This is a genomic window from Weissella sp. LMG 11983 (assembly GCF_025908495.1).
Lineage (GTDB): Bacteria > Bacillota > Bacilli > Lactobacillales > Lactobacillaceae > Weissella > Weissella fermenti.
The window spans coordinates 1,849,794-1,869,772 of the sequence record NZ_JAOZFD010000001.1 but is presented as its reverse complement, the minus strand read 5'-3'; the positions used below and the strand labels follow the sequence as shown (position 1 = coordinate 1,869,772).

The 19,979-nt window shown below is 48.8% G+C and carries 6 protein-coding genes and 1 pseudogene; all 7 read right to left on the bottom strand.

The annotated features are described in order from the left end of the window. Positions 1–197 precede the first annotated feature (197 nt). The 7 genes and pseudogenes from OIT45_RS09300 to OIT45_RS09275 all read right to left on the bottom strand — a co-directional run bounded on the left by OIT45_RS09300 (position 198) and on the right by OIT45_RS09275 (position 19,801). Complete coding sequence (locus OIT45_RS09300) at positions 198–812, bottom strand: hypothetical protein (RefSeq protein WP_199403696.1); 615 nt, start codon at positions 810–812, stop codon at positions 198–200. Further along, the gene (locus tag OIT45_RS09295) at positions 793–2,154 is read right to left on the bottom strand and encodes a glycosyltransferase (RefSeq protein ID WP_199403697.1); all 1,362 of its coding nucleotides are present in this window, start codon (positions 2,152–2,154) and stop codon (positions 793–795) included. The genes OIT45_RS09300 and OIT45_RS09295 overlap by 20 nt, the downstream gene beginning before the upstream one ends. A gap of 118 nt (positions 2,155–2,272) precedes the next feature. Next, positions 2,273–2,728, bottom strand: coding sequence for an LPXTG cell wall anchor domain-containing protein (locus OIT45_RS12565; RefSeq protein WP_319606980.1), 456 nt, complete (start codon positions 2,726–2,728; stop codon positions 2,273–2,275). Continuing rightward, positions 2,717–3,763 (bottom strand): annotated as a pseudogene (locus OIT45_RS09290) (mucin-binding protein); the annotation flags it as partial. The gene OIT45_RS12565 and the pseudogene OIT45_RS09290, both read right to left, overlap by 12 nt. A 12-nt stretch (positions 3,764–3,775) precedes the next feature. Next, complete coding sequence (locus OIT45_RS09285; RefSeq protein WP_242458245.1) at positions 3,776–9,634, bottom strand: mucin-binding protein; 5,859 nt, start codon at positions 9,632–9,634, stop codon at positions 3,776–3,778. Next, positions 9,627–13,820 (bottom strand): mucin-binding protein, encoded by a 4,194-nt coding sequence (locus OIT45_RS09280; protein ID WP_264330133.1) that lies wholly within the window; start codon positions 13,818–13,820, stop codon positions 9,627–9,629. The genes OIT45_RS09285 and OIT45_RS09280 overlap by 8 nt, the downstream gene beginning before the upstream one ends. Further along, positions 13,733–19,801 (bottom strand): mucin-binding protein, encoded by a 6,069-nt coding sequence (locus OIT45_RS09275; RefSeq protein ID WP_264340006.1) that lies wholly within the window; start codon positions 19,799–19,801, stop codon positions 13,733–13,735. Before OIT45_RS09275 ends, OIT45_RS09280 begins: the two co-directional genes overlap by 88 nt. Positions 19,802–19,979 lie beyond the last annotated feature (178 nt).

Sequence of the window (19,979 nt, the reverse complement as noted above, 5' to 3'; positions counted from 1 at the left end):
TCACTTAGTAGCAGTGGATTTCGAGCCGACAGGCGATGAAACACGCTGAGGCTTAGTGAGAATGGGACTCCGTCGCCACCAGCTTATATTGTAGGACGGAGAACCCCCGCACCCACACCCACCATGCCTCGTCACGTCAGTGGCGACACTAACCACAAATAAAAAACGTAGGAAAAAATCTCCCACGCTTTCTCCATCTATTGACCTGTATAACGAATGATCTCGATGTTCTGATCATCAAACACATCTTCGAAGAACGCCGTCAAGCAACTGTTCTCATCGTCAAACAACTTGCCATCATACATGAACGTCATGCTAATCGGCTGTTGGCTGTCACCTTCATAGTTGTATAACTTCTTCAACAACTTGCCGTTCGACAACTGCATGCGAATCATAATCGTGCGTTGCTTATCATCACGAATCCAACGCTTCACCACATCCGCCTTTTCACCAACCAAATCAAACTGCCAATTAACCCCACGTGCAATATACTTCACCGCACGGACGGTTTGCTTTTGCCAGTCCACCAGTTGCAACGTCGCAACTTCATTACCCATGTCAGTCACACTGATTTCACCATACTTGTTGTATGACATCGCATAATCTGGATTAAACGCCAAATCATTCAAATACGTCGCTGGCCGCAATCGAATTCCGGCAATACGATACATCAAATATTCACCCGGAAAACCATTCCGATATGACTCATTCTCCGTCATATTCACTACCTGAACATGATGATAACGACGCTTGAGGTCTTTTAACTTTGTGACGACATCAGTAGTCTTGTCATCAATCAACATGATTTTCATGCGTCGCCTCCAATTTTGTAATCAAATCTAACCACTTCGCCTGAACATGTTCCGCATCGTACTCACGCGCTTGTTCACGGCCAGCTTCACTCGCCTTTTCACGCCAACGTTTATCGGCCAACGCCATCACAATCGCATTAGCCAGTGCGTTCACATCCCCATCTGCAACCAATTTACCAGCTTTGCCAATAATTGCACGCGGACCATAATCAATGTCATATGAAATCACTGGCGTACCAGCTGCTTCGGATTCCAAAATCGTGCGACCAAAACCTTCTGTTCGTGACGTGAAAATTGTAACCTGCCCCGTTGCAAATGTGCCGATTGCATCCGTTGTGGCCCCGTTAAACGTAATATAGCCAGTTGCGTGGGCATCTGCAATTTGTTGTTGCAATTGCGTGTAATAAGCTTGGTCAGAAACCGTACCGTACAGTTGCAAATTAATATCACGATTTTGTTTGTGTGCCTTAACCACTGCTGCAATCATATCTTCTACGCGCTTAATACGGTCAAAACGGGTCACGACGACAACCGACATTGCGCGTCGATCAGCCAAATCAGTCACCGCATCCGGCACCGTCACTGAAGCCGGTGCAATATCAACCGTTTGAGCACCCCACTCTGTTCGCAAATCGATTGCTTGGGTCTGCGTTCCCGTCACAATCCAATCGAACTTCTTAGCCCGTAATAAATTACGGAAGCCAACCAAAATTTGATGATGGGCCACGTGATGATCGGCGTGAATATACGCTACCTTCACTTCGGCATTTTCGACACTACCATACGCCTGCGTCATCGTTTCCTCTAACACATCAGCATACATGATGCTTGGCTCTTCAGCGGTCAACTTATCCAAGAAATATTTCACCATTGCTTCGAACGACAATACATGGAGCATCCCGCCGTCCCACAACAAGACTTGGGTAACCTTGTTTTGAACGTACAGCAAACGCATCCGTTCCGAACCATCCCGGTTATACAAAATGGCACCACGTCGTGAAACACTCTTGTTATCGAGACCATAATAGATTTCACCCACTAGTTCATCATGTTGATTAAAGACCTTATCAACAATCGTCACCTGACGGGCATCATGCAATCGTTCAACACGGACACCGCCTGCAACGGCCTCCACTTCAAAGTAATCCATCATATTAACGTGGTGTGCCATAACATCCGGTGCAGCTTCGCGCCAAATTTCTTCATACTGCGGATTGTAGTCAAATGTGACTAGTTTGACATCTTTGTTTAAGTTCTTAAATAGACGTACACGCTCAGTCACCGCATACGAGCGACCACTCTGGCCACGCCCAAAGAACTCCATTAAAAATAAATGTTGCATTACACTCCCCCTACTAAAGGCTTTGTTTACAGTATACCAAGTAAACATGGGGAATTTTTGAACTAATCATACCATACAAAAACGCCTTCACAGGTCATTTCCCGTGAAGGCGTTTCCGTTACTTATCGTCGTGCTTCTTGCTTGTTTCTTCAGTTTCATCCTCGCGCTTACGACGCTTGAACAAACCAAGGAACAAACCAAACAACATGGCCAAACCAGTTGCCTTAGCACCTTCTTGCTCATCCGAACCAGTGTATGGCAAGACGCCTGAATGTTGGGCCGTTGCCGACTCAGCTGTGTAAGCCAACGAAGCGGCACTTTCAGGTGCAGCCGTTGCTGATTGAACTGCCGTGTAGGCCAATGAATGTGGCGTCAATACCTCAGGTACAATCGCCTGCGTCTCAGGCGTTACTGTTTGAACAGTTTGTGCCGGTCCGCCCGGTTCATTTGGCTCAACTTCAACTGCCGGTTGCTCCGGCACAATCGTGTACGTGACATACTCAGTGAAGTTTGGTGTACCGACCGGAATATCCACTCCTGGCACAACGTTGCGATCAGCCACGTAGCCCGGCATACCCGGTACAGCCACGTCCGGTACATGTGAACCATCTGGCGCCGTCCATGGGCCATACGTCACTTCGCCAGTAACCGTATCGGCCGTCGCCGTACGCGTGTACGTCACAATTTGTGTCTTCGTATCGACGATTGTTCCGTCGCTTGTGCGGAAGATAATCGTACGCGTCGTTGACGTCTTCAAGTGATCTTCATCAACACCGGCTGGCCACTTTGGACCATCTGGGTTGTTTGGATCAATTGGCGTACCTGGCACACCTGGGTTATTTGGATCAACAGTCTCTGTACCGTGCGCCAACGTGACTACAAATGTTTGGTTCAACGTTGAATCCGCATCAAATGTCATGCCACCGGCAGGATAACCATCACGCACAAGGACGTAACCTTGAGCCACGTAGTAAGCGATTTGCTCAGCCGTCGTGTATGACGACTTGCTGTAACTATCGCCAGACAACTGCTCAACATTGAGCACTTGCTTCGTGTTTTGATCAATGAAGTTGACCTTGGCGTGTTGACGATCAACCTTGTAAACAATGGTTGTATCAGTCGTTGGATCACCTGGCACAGCTGGTGGCAAGTAACCCTTGCTTGGGTTCTTTGGATCAACCGGTTGCACTGGCGTACCATCTGGACCTTGTGGCGTAAAGCCAGGTACATATGGGATAACCGGATAACCTGGTGAATTTGGATCAGCCGTCTTCGTTGGGTCATCTGGATCATTTGGATACGTCACTTCGCCTGGTGTCTTAACCCCTGGCACTTGTGGCACACTAGGTACCCAAGAACCAAGTTGACGGTAAACAACTTGTTGGATGTCATCTTCACTAGTTTCATCCATGCCAGCCACTTCTTCGACCACCAAACGGTCAGCTATGTAGCCCGGAATAACTGGTGATGTCTTGGCATCAAACTTATCATCACCGTTCACTGCCTGCCAATCAGAGTAAACAATCGCACTTGACGTTGCGGCACGTGCCAAACGTGCTCGTGGTTGTGCACTCTCTTGGGCAGCGATGACATTAATGGTAATCGTACGCGTAAAGACAACCTAATCGGTAACTGTCTTCGCCGCTGTTGAACCATCCTTCTCATAGATATAAGTGATGGTCTGGTTAACCTCTTCACGCAAGTCTTCCGCCGTTACCCCATCTGGCCAAACCGGTGGTTGTGGCCAAGTTGGTGAATCTGGATCATCCGGATCAACCGGCGTTCCTGGCTCGCCAAGTGGGTCTGGGAAGGTTGGTGAATCCGGATCGTTAGGATCAATCAAATCACCTGGTTGGTAAATCGGATCACCTGGCACCTTTGGATCATCTGACGTAACCGTGATTGTCGCACCCTTGAAGTGAACTTCAAAGGCCTGATCAACCGTTTCGTCACGGTCAAATGTAAAGTGACTTGGGTAACCATTGCTTACCAACATCATACCAGCCAACTTGTAAACCATAATGCGGTTATAAGCGGTGTACGTGCTGGTTTCAGCTGAACCACCAGTAATCGTATCAACTGCTAGAACGCTACCTGTCTCATCATTGATATACGTAATCGTAGCCGTTTGCTTATTGGCCGTGTACGTAATCGTCGTATCTTCAGTCGGCGTCTCACTAGGTGCTGGTGGCCAGTAACCTGAACTTGGGTTATCTGGATCGACTGGATCCAATGGCTCGCCATCTGGGCCTTGTGGCGTAAAGCCTGGTACATATGGCATCGTTGGATTATCAGGTGTTCCCGGTGTGGCTGGATTATCCTTATCCTCTCCCGGTGTATCCGTTGTGGTTGGATCATCTGGATTATTTGGATAATCAATTGGCGTGCTTGGCACATCCGTTACACCGCTTGGGAATGATGGTACGTACTGACCAATTGGTGAGTAAACGACCTTCTCTGTCACATCCGCTGATGTTGCCGTCAAATCATTCAACGCAGCAACCGTTTGACGGTCAGCCACGTAACCAGCAATGACTGGTGAATCAACTGCGTCCATTGACGTTACCGTCGTTGGCACCCACGCACTGTACGTGTAAGTTCCGGTTACCGTATCAAGAGTTGCCGTACGCGTAAAGTGAATGGTTTCCTTAACCGCCGTCGCCATCGTCTTGCCAGCTTGATCCACATACGTAATCGTACGCGTCACCGACTCATTCAAATCAGTTGACTTTAAACCATCTGGATACTTTGGTCCATCTGGATTATCCGGATTATCCGGATTAATTGGCGTTCCTGGCGTCTTTGGATCATTTGGATCAATCGTTTGTGAACCGTGGGTCAAGGTTACCTTATAGGCTTGCGTGACCGTCGTATCACGGTCAAACGTGAAGTCAGTTGGATATTCATCTTCGACCAACACATAACCATTAGCCAAGTAATCAGCCAAACGGTCAGCCGTCGTGTACGTACTTGATTCATCCGAACCACCGGTAATCGTATCGACAACCAAAGTATCGCCCGTCACCTCATCAATATACGTAATCGTGGCTTCTTGTTCATCCGCCTTGTACACAATTGTTGTATCGGTCGTTGGGTCACTTGGCAAGGTTGGTGGCCAGTAACCTGAACTTGGGTTACTTGGATCAACTGGGTCCAATGGCTCGCCATCTGGTCCTTGCGGCGTGAAGCCTGGTACATATGGCAACGTTGGATTGTCTGGGTCACCTGGATCATTTTCATTTTCTGGTCCCGGTGTGAGTGGTTCCGTTGGATCATCTGGATCATTTGGATACGTCATTGGGTCACTCGGAACATTTGTCGTATCGGCTGGGAACGATGGTACCCATTGTCCCATCTTGTTGTACACAACATTAACCGTCGTGTCCGCATCCTTAGCACCGATACCCGTCACCGTAGCGACTGTCTGCTTATCCGCCACGTAACCCGTGATCACTGGTGAGTCCACTGCATCAAAGGTCGTATCGCCATTAGCAGCAACCCAATCATCGTAAGTCACTGCACCCGTTACCGCATCGACAGTGGCCGTACGACTGAACGTGACCGTATCGGTCGCATCATCAGCTGCTGTTTCACCGTTAGCGTACTTGTACGTGATAGTTTGCTTAACTGATTCGTTCAAATCAGCTTCCTCCAAACCACCTGGGTACGTTGGCGTTGGTGTATCACCAGGATTAACTGGATAAGTTGGGCTGTTTGGGTCATCCGGATCAACCGGACCACCTGGCGTGAAGATTGGTGAACTTGGCGTCTTTGGATCGTTTGGATCAACTGTAATCACAGCGTGTTCCAAAACAACCTCGTACGTTTGGTCATAATCATCTTCACGATCGAAGGCAAAGTTGACACCTGGATAACCATCTGTAACCAAGACATAGCCTGCTGCCTCGTAGGCCGCAATCTTGTCAGCCGTTGTGTACGTTGATGTCTCATCAGAGTGTCCCGTAATCGTGTCCATTGCCAATTGCTTGCCAGTCGTCTTATCAATATACGTAATCGTCGCTTGCTGCTCGTTGGCAACATACGTAATCGTCGTATCTTGCGTTGGATCAGTTGGCGTTGCTGGTGGCACGTAACCCTTACTTGGGTCATTTGGATACGTAATCGGATCCGTTGGTACATCAGGCGTACCAGCTGGATATGATGGTACCCATTGTCCCATCGCCGTGTAAGTCACAACTGGGTCAGTGTCAGCATCAGTTGCCTGAATGCCCGTCACTTCAGCGACCGTTTGCTTATCCGCAACATACCCGGTAATCACTGGCGACTCAACCGCATCAAACGTGGTATCACTATTCGCTGCAATCCACTCACCATACGTTACCGCACCTGTGACCGGATCAAGCGTCGCCGTACGGCTAAACGTTACCGTGTCCGTCTTTGGATCACTTGCCTCTTGTCCATCGGCGTATACGTACGTGATGGTTTGCGTGACTGATTCATTCAAATCAGTTTCAGTCAAACCAGCTGGGTACGTAGGCGTTGCTGGCCAAGTTGGGCCACTTGGGTTATCCGGATCAATTGGGTCACCTGGATTGCCTGGTTCTTCTGGATACGTTGGGCTATCTGGGTCACTAGGATCGACCGGATCACCTAGGTTGTAAATCGGCTGACTAGGCGTCTTCGGATCACTTGGCGTAATCGTAATCGTCGAGTGCTTCAAGTGCACTTCAAACGCTTGCGTCTTACTGTCATCACGGTCAAACGTGAAGTCAGTTGGATAACCATCAGAAACGAGCGTGTAACCTTGCGCCAAGTATGCTTGAATGCGCTCAGCCGTGGTATATGGTGACGTTGCATCAGAAACACCCGTGATTGTGTCGACTGCCAAATTCGTCTTCGTTGTGTCATCGATAAACGTAATCGTGGCCGTTTGCTCATTGGCAACGTAATTAATCGTCGTGTCTTCACCAGGGTTGTCCGTCGGCGTTGCCGGTGGCACGTAACCCTTGCTTGGATCAGTCGGATCAACCGGTTGCAATGGGCCATCCGGGCCTTCCGGCGTGAAGCCTGGCACGTATGGCACCACTGGATAATCTGGCGCACCCGGTTCAAGCGGTTGCGTTGGATCATCCGGATCGTTTGGGTACGTGATTGGATCCGTTGGCACACTTAGTGTATTAGCTGGGAACGATGGTACCCATTGTCCCATTTGCTTATACGTGACCTTAACGTTTTCATCCCCACTATCCGCCGTCAAATCAGCCGTTTCATCAACTTGCGTCAAATCAGCATAGTAGCCGGTAATCACTGGTGATTCAACCGCATCAAAGGTTGTATCGCCGTTCGTCGCAACCCAATCACCGTAAGTCACCGTTCCCGTCACCACGTCATATTCGGCGGTGCGTGTGAACTGGACGTTATCCGTCACCGTTTCAGAAGCTTCGTTACCATTCTCGTAAACATACGTAATCGTACGGTCAACCGACTCATTCAAATCAGTCGTCTTCAAACCATCCGGATAAGTTGGTGTCGCTGGCCAAGTTGTGCCACTTGGGTTGTTTGGATCGATTGGCTCGCCTGGCGTACCAGGTTCAACTGGATACGTTGGGCCATCTGGGTCATCGGGATCAACCGGGTCACCTGGCGTGTAAACCGGTGAACTTGGCGTCTTCGGATCATCTGGGTCAATCGTAATCGTTGCGTGCTTCAAGTGAACCTCGAAGGCTTGCGTCGTGTCATCATCCGTGTCGAACACGAAGTCAGCTGGCCAACCATCACTCAATAGGCTGTAACCTTGCGCTTGCAAAGCCGCAATCCGGTCAGCCGTCGTGTGGGTCGTCGTGCCATCAGATTGTCCAGTAATGTCGTCCATGACAATCGTTTGTTGCGTGTTGTCATCAATATACGTAATCGTTGCATGTTGCTCGTTCGCAACGTAACGCACTTCGATTGACGTATCTGCATCTGTCGCCGCAACGCCGGTCGCTTCTGCAACTGACGCACGGTTCGCCGTATAACCAGCGATTGTTGGTGACGTTACCTCATCAAACGTCGTATCACTATCAGCTGCAATCCAATCACCATATGTGATTTCGCCACTGACCGTATCAAGTGTCGCGGTACGGGTAAACGTCAACGTTTCCGTCGCCGTCGTCGCAGCTTCTGAACCATCACGATCGTAAACATAAGTCACTTCACGCGTGACCGTTTGATTCAAATCATCATGCTCCAAACCGGCTGGATACGTCGGTGTGGCTGGCCAAGTTGGGCCACTTGGATTATCTGGATCAATTGGTTCATCTGGCGTACCAGGTTGTTCAGGATACGTTGGGCTCGATGGATCACTTGGGTCCACCGGATCACCCGGCGTAAAGATTGGTGAGCTTGGCGTCTTTGGATCATCTGGCGTAATCGTTTGCGTAATACGCTCAAGTTGTACGATATACGCTTGATCAGTTGCCGTATCACGATCAAACGTGAAGTCCGTACCTGGATAACCATCAGCAACCAAACGATAACCTTGTTGCTCATACATCGCAATGCGTTGTGCTGTGGTGTATGAACTTGTTTCATCAGAATGACCATCGATCGTATCAACCGACAAATCAGTATCAGTCGTCACATCGTGGTACGTAATCGTCGCCTTTTGTTCATCTGCAACATAAGTCACAACCGTATCACCACCTGGGTTATCGGTTGGTGTTGCTGGTGGCCAATAACCACCTTCTGGCGAACCTGGCGTTACTGGTTCAAGTGGCGTGCCATCTGGACCTTGTGGCGTAAAGCCTGGTACATATGGCATGGTTGGATTATCTGGCGTTCCTGGCACATTCGTATTTGAATCACCTGGTTCAAGTGGCGTATCGGCATGATCTGGGTCATTTGAATACGTCGTTGGATCAGATGGCACGTTTTCAGTGCCGGCCGGTAATGATGGTACCCATTGTCCCATTGGCTTGTAGACAACTTGGATGTTTTCATCCCCCGTCGTTGCCGTCAAACCAGTTGTGGCATCGACCACTTCCTTATCAGCGTAGTAGCCAGTCTTAACTGGTGAGTTCACCGCGTCGAACGTTGTGTCATTACCAGTTGCGACCCATTCACCGTACGTCACTTCACCCGTCACCGCATCAACTGTCGCCGTGCGCGTGAAGCTAACTTTGTCCGTCGCGTCATCAAAGACCGGATTACCTGCCTCATCGACATACGTAATCGTACGGTTAACCGTCTCGTTCAAGTCGGTCGTCGTCACCCCAGCTGGATACGTTGGTACCGCTGGCCAAGTTGGCCCACTTGGATTATCCGGATCAATTGGATCGCCAGGCGTACCTGGTTCCGCTGGATACGTCGGACTCGATGGGTCACTTGGATCAACTGGGTCGCCCGGTGTGTAAATTGGCGTTGATGGGTTCTTTGGATCATCTGGCGTCACAGTAATTGCAGCGTGCTTCAAGTGAACCTCGAACGTCTCAATATTGCCGTCGACACGGTCAAACGCAAAGTCGGCTGGATTAGCCATCACTGACCAACGTGTAACCTTGGGCGTAGTAAGCAGCCAAACGGTCCGCCGTCGTATACGTCGACTTCTCATCCGAAACACCATCGATATCATCAGTTGCCAATGTCGTGCCGGTCGTATCATCAATGAAGACAATTCGCGCGGTTTGTTCATTAGCAGTATAGGTAATATCTTGGCTCTGCTTAGGATCATCCGGAATAACCGGTGGCCAGTATCCCTCACTTGGATTGCTTGGGTTAACCGGCTCCAGCGGCTCACCATCCGGTCCTTGTGGCGTAAAGCCAGGCACGTATGGCAAGGTTGGATTGTCCGTCGTTCCAGGGTCGGCCGGATTGTCCGGACCAGGATCCGCTGGATTCGTTGGATCATCTGGGTTGTTTGGATAGTTGATTGGGTCACTTGGGACATCTTCAGTTCCCGGTGGGAAATGTGGTACCCATTGACCAACCGCCGTATACGTCACAACCACTGATGTTGACTCAGTTGCACCAGTGACATCTACAAATTCAACCGAAGCCTTGTCTGCCATGTAGCCGACAATCATTGGTGAATCAATTTGTTGCCAATCGACATCATCGCCGACGGCCGTCCACTCACCATATGTGACCTCACCCGTAACGGCGTTAACCGTAGCGGTACGCTCGAAGACGACATTGTCCGTCACTGTTGTCGCAGCTTCAGTACCATCTTCGTAAACATACGTAATTGTACGTGTGACCGTCTTGTTCAAATCTTCCGTTGTTACCCCAGCTGGATACGTTGGCGTTGCTGGCCACGTTGGTCCACTTGGGTTATTTGGATCAATTGGATCACCCGGCGTACCAGGTTCCTCAGGATACGTTGGGCTTGATGGATCACTTGGGTCCACCGGATCGCCCGGCGTAAAGATTGGGTCACTTGGGTTCTTTGGATCATCCGGCGTCACAACCACCGTGACTTGCTTCAACGTTACCGTGAAATCTTGTGACTTGGCTGTATCACTGTCGAACGTAAAGTCATTTGGATAGCCATCATCTACCAGTACATATCCCATCGCTTCATATTGCTTAATACGATCAGCGGTTGAATATGTGCCCGGTTCATCTGACTTACCAGCCAATGAATCGACTGATAACGTCGTACCAGTTGTCGTATCAACATACGTTACCGAACCAACTTGATCAGCTGGTACGTAGGTAATCACCGTATCCTCACCCGGATTAGTTGGGTTTGGTGGCAAGTAGCCTGAAGATGGGTTGCTTGGATCAGCCGGCGTTAGTGGCTCACCATCCGGTCCTTCTGGTGTGTAACCTGGTACGTAAGGTAACGTTGGGTTCTCTGGCGTACCTGGTTCGCTTGGATTCTCAGCCGGATTCGTTGGTACCGTTGGATCACTTGGATTATTTGGATAATCAATTGGATCCGTCGGTGCACTTGGCGTTGTGGCTGGGAACGATGGTACCCATTGTCCCAACTTCTTGTACGTCACGGTCTCAGTCACATCACCATCCTCGGCTGCAACCGTCACCGCTGTACTGTATGCCTTATCAGCATAGTAACCGTCAATGACTGGTGACTTGTAGGTATCCAACAAATCATCATCGTTAACCGCTACCCAATCTGAGTACGTCACCTCACCCGTCACTGTGTCCAGCGTTGCCGTACGCGTAAAGTGCACCGCATCCGTGTGTGGGTCGTGGGCAACCGTCGTACCATCCTCGTAAACGTAATTAACTGTCAAATTAACCGTTTGATTCAAATCTTCCGTCGTCAATCCCGCTGGGTATGTTGGCGTCTCTGGCCAAGTTGGGCCACTGGGGTTAGCCGGATCAATCGGCTCACCTGGTGTACCTGGTTCGGCTGGATACGTTGGGCTCGATGGATCACTTGGGTCCACCGGCTCACCTGGCGTAAAGATTGGGTCACTTGGCGTGCGTGGGTCATCTGGTGTAATCACCAAAACCGTGCGCTTCAAATGCACCTCAAATTTTTGTTCCGTCGCATCATCACGATCGAATTGGAACTCATCTTCTGGGAAGTCATTTGAAACCAATGTGTAGCCTTGTGCTTCGTAAGACTTGATGCGGTCAGCCGTTGTATACGTTGACGTGTCACTCGACTCACCAGCGATGGTATCAACTGCCAATTCAAGGCCAGTATCATCATCAATATACGTAATGCGAGCTGCTTGATCATTAGCCACATAGTGAATAACCGTGTCATCCCCCGGCTTATCAGTTGGCGTCTCCGGTGGCCAGTAACCCGCGCTTGGATTATCTGGATCAACCGGTGTCAACGGCGTCCCATCTGGGCCTTCTGGTGTATAACCTGGTACATATGGCAACGTTGGGTTAGCCGGCGTACCTGGATCGTTTGGATTATTCACACCCGGCTCCAATGGTTCGGTTGGATCACTTGGGTTGTTTGGATAATCAATTGGATCATCTGGTACATCCTCATCAGCAGCTGATGGTGGGAATGATGGCACCCATTGACCAAGCTTGGTATACGTGATTGCAACAGTCGTATCATCGGCCATCGCATCAACGTTCGCCTCTTCAGCGACTGTTAATTGACTAGCCACATATCCAGAAATCAACGGCGAATCAACCTTATCAAGTGTTGAATCGGTTGTCTGCCAATCCCCGTACGTCACTGCCCCGGTCACCGCATTGACTGTCGCCGTGCGACTGTACGTCAACGTTTCAGTAACCGTTTCAGATGCCTTTTCACCATTACTTGCATACGTGTAAGTAATCGTACGCGTTACCGTCTGGTTCAAATCATCCTTAGTAACACCACTTGGGTACGTGGGCGTTGCTGGCCAAGTTGGCCCACTTGGATTATCCGGATCAACCGGTGCACCTGGGTCACCTGGTGTATCAGGTACCGTTGGTCCATCTGGTTGGTCTGGATAAACTGGGTCACCCGGCGTGTATGGGCTTTCTGGATACGTTGGGCCACCTGGATCACTTGGATCGACCGGATCACCCGGCGTAAAGATATCCACGCCTGGTTCCTTTGGATCATCCGGCTCAACCGTGATTGTGACTTGCTTCAAGTGCACTGTAAATGGTTGGTCCGTATCATCAACACGGTCATAAACCACACCATCCTTTGGATAATCATCGGTAACCAACACATAACCTGCACGTTCGTACGTCGCAATGTCGGTCGCTGTGCGGTAAGCATCGGTTTCATCAGACTTACCCGTCAAATCGATAACCTTCAATGTGTCGCCCGTCGTATCGTCGATGAATGTTACAGTCGCCTTCTGCTCATTCGCCGTGTAGGTAATCGTCGTGTCACCACCCGGATTATCGGTTGGCGTTTCCGGCGGCCAGTAACCCGCACTTGGGTTATCTGGATCAACCGGCGTCAATGGCGTGCCATCTGGTCCTTCTGGTGTGAACCCAGGAACGTATGGCAAGGTTGGATTATCCGTGTCGCCTGGTGTATCCTGCGTTCCCTGACCCGGCTCCAAAGGATCACCAGGATTATCTGGGTCATTTGGATACGTAATTGGGTCACTTGGCACATTTTCAGTACCTTCTGGGAATACTGGTACGTACTGACCCATTGGGTAGTACGTCACCATGTAGCTACGGTCAAAGTCATCAGGCGAAACTGTCACTGCCAAAATATCTGAAATATCGGCGTAGTAACCATCAATCACTGGACTAGGTGTCTCAGGCCAGTCATCATCACCGGCCGTTACTTCCCAGTCCGTCGTTGAGATTTGTTCACCAGTAACGGCGTCCAACGTAATCGAACGCTCAAATGTCACCGTGCGTGTTGCATCCGGTGCTGCTTCTGAACCATTGGCGTATTGGTAATTAATCACACCATTAATCGTTCGCTTCACACCAGTTTCATCAGTGCCTTGTGGCCAAGTTGGCGTATCAGGTACGTCAGGATACATTGGATTACCTGGATCACCCGGGTTGTCCGGCGTGACCACAACTGTACCGTGGTCCAAGTAGACCTTAGCAAATTGGGTCACATTGTCTGCGTCGTCATATGTTCCAGCCGTTGCTGTTGCGTCTTGATTAACTAGGACATAACCACGCGCTGCATAATCTGACAATGTGTTCGTGTAAGCTGCATTGGTTGTTCCCGTCAAAGTTTGTTGTAGCTCAGTAACTTCGACTTCCGTTCCTGATGAAATATCAACGTAGACCACCACCAATGTTTGTGGGTGTGCCACGTAGTAAATTGGCGTATCCCCGGTACGTCTGGTGGGTAGTAGCCCTTCGTCACATCGTTTGGATCAATTTGTTCCAAAGGTGTGCTGCTACCGTCGGTCGTTGGCGTATATCCTGGGATATATGGCACTGGTACTTCAACGTAGTTTGGATCATCACGTGTCCAAACCTTTGAGGCATCGTTTGGATCATTTGGATAGACACGCGTCTTCAATTGCTCATCTTCTGGCAAATCAGGGACGTGTGGAATCCAAGAACCCAACTTCGTGTAAGTGACAGTTTCTTCACGACTTGCATCGTTGTAATCAACCGCGCCACCAGCAACAACGCCTTCACTTGCAAAGTAACCGTCAATTACCGGCGTTTGTACATCTTCAAAGTTTTGTGACTCAGTTGGCCAAACAATTGAAACCACTTCACCAGTTACCGCGTCATAAGTAACTGATGCAGTAAACGTCTTTTCTTGTACGCTATCGGGCTCAGCCGTTGAATTATCAGCTTCATAAACATAGTGAACTGTTGATGTGACGGTCGATGTATAACTGCCGTGATTTGGATCGTCTTCACGGCCACCGTCAACAACCACCGTACCGTGATCCAAATGAACCACATAAATTTGAGTTGCGGTGTCATCGCGGTCGTAAGTTCCGGCAGTTGCACCCGCTTCGGCACTAGCAAACGTATAACCAAGCTTTGCATAATCAGACAATGTGTTCGTATAGGCTTGATCAGTTTCACCCGAGAACGTTTGACGAAGTTCAGTTACTTCCGAACCAGTCGTGTCGTCGATATAACGAACAATGACTTGTTGCGTATTACGCGTGTAATTAATTGTTGTATCGCCCGTTGGATCCGTTGGAGCTGGTGGGATATAACCAGCTGATGGATTTTCTGGGTCGACCGGCTTCAATGGTGTGCCATCTGGTCCTTCCGGCGTGTAACCCGGTACATACGGAATAACCGGATCACCTGGTTCAGCAGGGTCATGTGGCGTTTCATTATCCGTTGGATTATTTGGATCGTTTGGATATTGAATCGGATCACTTGGCACGTTCTGAGTATTTGGTGGGAAGCTTGGCGTCCAACTTCCCATCGGCTTGTACGTGACTTTGTACGTTGTATCCGTATCATTGTGGTCAATTTGGTCCGCATCAACTTGCGTTACATCAGCGACGTAACCTGTAATAACCGGACTCTTAACCGCTTCAAACGTCGCCGAATCGTTAGGCCATTCAACCGAAACCGGCACGTTTAAATCTACCTTGTAGGTAACCGTTGCGATAAAGGTGTGCTTCATCACACTATCTGGGACTGGATTACCGTCCGCATCCACCATTTGCTTACCATCTTGGTCTACATACTGAATTGTGCGCGTAATCGTCTTTGTGTACTGATCCTTATCAGGATCACCGTCTTTACCACCATCATACGATTCCGTTCCGATGGCCAAAATAACGTTGTAGACCTGATCAGTATCGTCGTCAGCATCGAACGTACCGCTCTCAGCACCCGCATCCTTAGATACCAGAACATAAGATTGGTCTGGATTATTTTCATAATCCCACAGTTCGTGTGTATAAGTTGCATTCGATTTACCATCAAATGATTCGGTATGCACAACCGTACGGGTGCCATCATCCGCAACGTAAATGTAGTTAACAGTGACTGTTTGATCATTCGCATGATAAACAATTGTCGTGTCAGTCGTTGGATCTGCCGGCACATTCGGTGGCAAGTATCCACCAGTTGGGTTATCTGGATTAACCGACGTCAACGGCGTACCATCAGGTAATTCTGGCGTATATCCAGGCACATACGGTACAACTGGCACTGATGGATTCGTGCGATCAGGTTGTGTTGGATCCGTTGGGTCGTTTGGATACGTGACATCAGTTGGTGGATTATCTGGCGTCGTATCTGGGAAGCTTGGCGTCCAAGCACCCAGTGCCTTATACGTCACTCGGAATCCCACACTGGCGGAATCATAGCTAACGGTCGCTGCTCCAGCCGCTGACAAATCAGCGATGTACCCCTGAATAACAGGTGAATCAACATCCGTAAATGTGTAGCTATCCGCATCCCACTTCGTCGCTAATTCTTCGCCAGTTACCGCATCATAAGTTATGGTTGCCGTAAAGGTCGTTGAACGAACATTTGCTGTGGCGGCAACTGTTGTGCCATCTTCATAGAAGTATCGCACTGTCGACCTAACTGTCCATGTTGCATTTCCGTCCTTACCACCGACGACATCAGTCGTGTTGTGCTTCAAGTAAACGTAGTAAGTTTGGTCTGTATTGGTATCGTTATCAAAGGTTCCAGAACGCGTTCCGGCATCTTGCGCCACAACAACGTATCCAGTCGTCGACATTCCCCACGGCACATTGGTATACGTCTTACCAGTATCACCAGTGACCGTTTGTACCCAACTAGTGATTTCGGTTCCATCGGCTGCCGTCCAGCCAGTTGTTTTATCTGACGCGTTAACGTCAATATAACGCACCTTAACTGTTTGTGTGTCAGCGACCAAGGTAATCGTCATTGTTTGCAAACTACTATCAGTTGTACTCAAATTGTTATTCGTGGCGTCATACGTACCAGAAACTGTCGTACCAGATAACGTCATGGCTGGTGAGCCAGTGGTTGTCGTCTTACTTGTATCGATGTGGTATCCAGCAGGAATACTACTTGCGATGTCTTGTGACAAGGCTTCACGAGTCTTACCAGTCAAATTGATGTTTGCTGGTGCTGTCGTTCCATCGGCCATCACAAACTTAATTTGAGCTTGTTGGCTATCGATGGCATAGTACAAAACAATCGCATCCGCTGATGAGTCCGTAATCGCACCATTCGAAACGCTTGTACTTGCAGTCGCATTGTATTTCGCATTTGAATTTTCATACGGCATGGCATAAGTACCATCTGTTTTTTGAACCGATTGCAGTGCGCCGCCGTTATACGTATACCCAATGTAGGTATAACCTGGCACCTTGGTATTAATTTTCGCCCAATCATTAGCCGTGCTGCCTGTTCGAGCAACACCAATGACGGCACCCGTCACACCTTGCAAGGCAGAGTCTTTTTGACCAGACGTCTTATTGTTATAGTTTGAAACACCATCCGTATTAGTTCGGGCAGTATCCACCAACTTATACGTGCCATCTGATTGCTTTTCAGCTGTCTTCAACCCAACTGTTGCCATTTGCGGAGCAGCAACATAGTAGAAGTTAACGCCGGAAACGTTAAACTTTCCGATAATCGTGAAACTGTTTTGCTTATCACCATAACCGCCATTCTTAAAGCCGGTGAAACTACCACCATCGATTGATCCGTTGCGATCTTCGTCTAACCAATCAGGTGTTGAAACCACTATGTTAGCGTTACCGAACGCATCAGTCGCAGAAAACGTTAGCGTGCCAGTGGTCGTTTTATAGATATCACCAGTAATCTTGGCAAATGTATAACCGGCTGTTGTCGGTTGTGACGTTGCAGCAACAATTGAAGTCGCACCGGTCGACGTATTTGTTTGCAGGTAGAACGTTAGCGGAGAAGTCGGAATCGTATAGTGCTTAACTGGATTTGTTGCAGCTCCACCGCTGGCACTCGTATCAAATCGAATCGTATTCGAACCAGTATCCCAAATAATCGACGTTTGCCCGGTTTCATTACCATTAGCATCAACCACCGGCCAAGCGATTGTGACCGTATAACCGCCACTACTGTTGACGTACTTGTCGACCACCGCACCGACTGGCACCTTGCTCAGATCAAAGCCATACGCACGAACCAGCGCCAAATTAAATGGGTTGTTTGGATCAAGCACTGTACGATACATATTCGCACCAGACTTGGTCATCTGATCGTACACGTTCGTCATAAACTTTCCACGCACCGTTTGTGTCATTCCTGTGCCTGAACCAGTTGTCGTAGAAGACATTTGGCCTGAAGCATAAGTCAATGATGGCACAAGCTGATACCCGGCCAATACGTCAGACGTGATGATATATTCGTCCGGGTAAGACCCACCAGATCCACCGGTCAACGTATTAACCTTGGCATCGCCAGTTGAGCCAGCACTTGTATTTACTGGAATACGAATATCCGTCTTGGTGTACGTCCCGTCACCATTATCGATGGCATAGTAGTAGTTGGCATCGGCTAAGGTTGACTTTGTCGTGATTCCCTGCATCGTCCATGATTGCAAGCTAGTTCCTGTACTTGTGTAATAGTTACCAATATAGTAATCACCACTTCCTGCTGAGAATCGATTCGTAATCGTTGTTCCATTCAGAGTGATTGATTGTCCATTATTTATATAGTTTCGACCAATGATTGCCGATGAATTGATTTCGACAATATATAGTGTCTCACCAGGCTTGATTGTTTGTCCCCACGGATCAGTCGTACGGCCTTCACGCGCCATAAGGATAACATATTGCTTCTTGTCACTAGCACTCAAGAAGTATTGGATTGGAAAATACGTTCGCAACAAGTTAGCATCATTACGAATAACTACCGGCAAGTCTGTGTTGCTTGTATCCAAAACTTGGTCACCAGTCGGCACTGTTTGTCCCGTATCCATACGGCGCCAAGCCGCTGATGCAACTACCCAATCCAACCCATTTGTTTCAGCCCAAATACGAATGTCATCGTGGTCAACCGAATCAAATGTGGTACTTGCTTCGGTTGAATCAGGCCAGTACACAATAATCGTGCCGTTATCATTCATGACTTCGGTTGCCGACATCAAGTTAAACGAATCGCGATTAAACAAATCAAACGATGCTTGTTGTGCTTCGGTCAGACCAGTTGTTGTGTCCTTCTCTTGTTCACCTTCTTGCAAGAAGGAAATGACCATTCTGTTACGGACAGCGTATGCTTTCAACGCATCCATATCAATGCTGTTGAAGTTGTACGACGCTGGCAAGTTAATCCAGAGATACTTATCAACATACGTCACTGTAACGGTGCTACTTAGGCCATAGTCTGAACCTGTAAAACTGTCCCTATTTGGAATTTCGATTGTTGTGTCAACGGAAACTGTCACACCATCTGCCACGGTTTCTGGGACTGTTTCTTCCTCAGTCGCACTATCATCTGCTCCCAAAACCGTTGCTGATTGTGAGCTCGATGGTGCAACCGATTGCAATGAGTCTGCGCTACTCATTGCTGATTCGGCTGAAGATGACTCGGCTTCATTTTCAGGTGCCACGCTTGTGAGTGTGTCTGATTCGCTTTCAGGTGCAACACTAGTCAACGTGTCGGACTCGCTCTCGGGTGCCACGCTCACCAAACTGTCAGATGCGCTTGACTCCTCATCACTTGTCGCACTGCTTGCTTCGCTTGATGGTGCAACACTCACTAAGCTGTCAGAATCCGTTTGACCTACCTCGCTTGACGCATCAGATGAGCCAGTCGAATCAGCTGAACTTTCAGAAGCTGCAGATGTGGTCGACAAAACCACCGAACTAGCCAATGAACTCTGGCTTGTGACCGGTGATTGGACAACTGATTCACTATCACTAACTTCTGCAGTGCTTGAGGCAACACTTTCTTCAGGCAGACTGCTCGTTTCAGAACTCGCACTCTCCACTACAACTGGATCAACTGGCGTTTCGGCCACCGATTCAGTGACCAATTCTTCAGATGCCGTAGCTTCTGCGCTAGCCACGACTGACTCCGGATCACTTGGATTGGTAGGTACTGGTTCTCCAGTTTCATCGTCCAACCCATCGCCATCCTTATCACGTTCTGCAATATCTTGGTCGTCATCCTTATCAGATGAGCTCACCAAAGAAGCATCAGCATCGTCAATCGTTGGATCTTCCGCCGCTGAAACTTCACCGCCTGTATTGGCCCCCATACCAATGGCAATCAACAATGACGTCGCACCAAAACGAAGCCACTGCTTGTTCTTCTTATTACCGCCACCGGCATCTTCGAGATTAACTTCTCGCTCCTTTACACTTGTGTCTATAGATTTCATGATTTTAACTCCCCTAAAATTCAAGACTGTCAAAGTATAGACTTCGACCATTGTCGATAGTTTAGCTCACAACAGTACTAAAAAGTGGGAACTAATATCGACAAAAACACCCCTATTACATGGTCAAAATCTACTTCTGTACCTAAATTGTAACGAACTGCGGACATTAAAGCTCTTT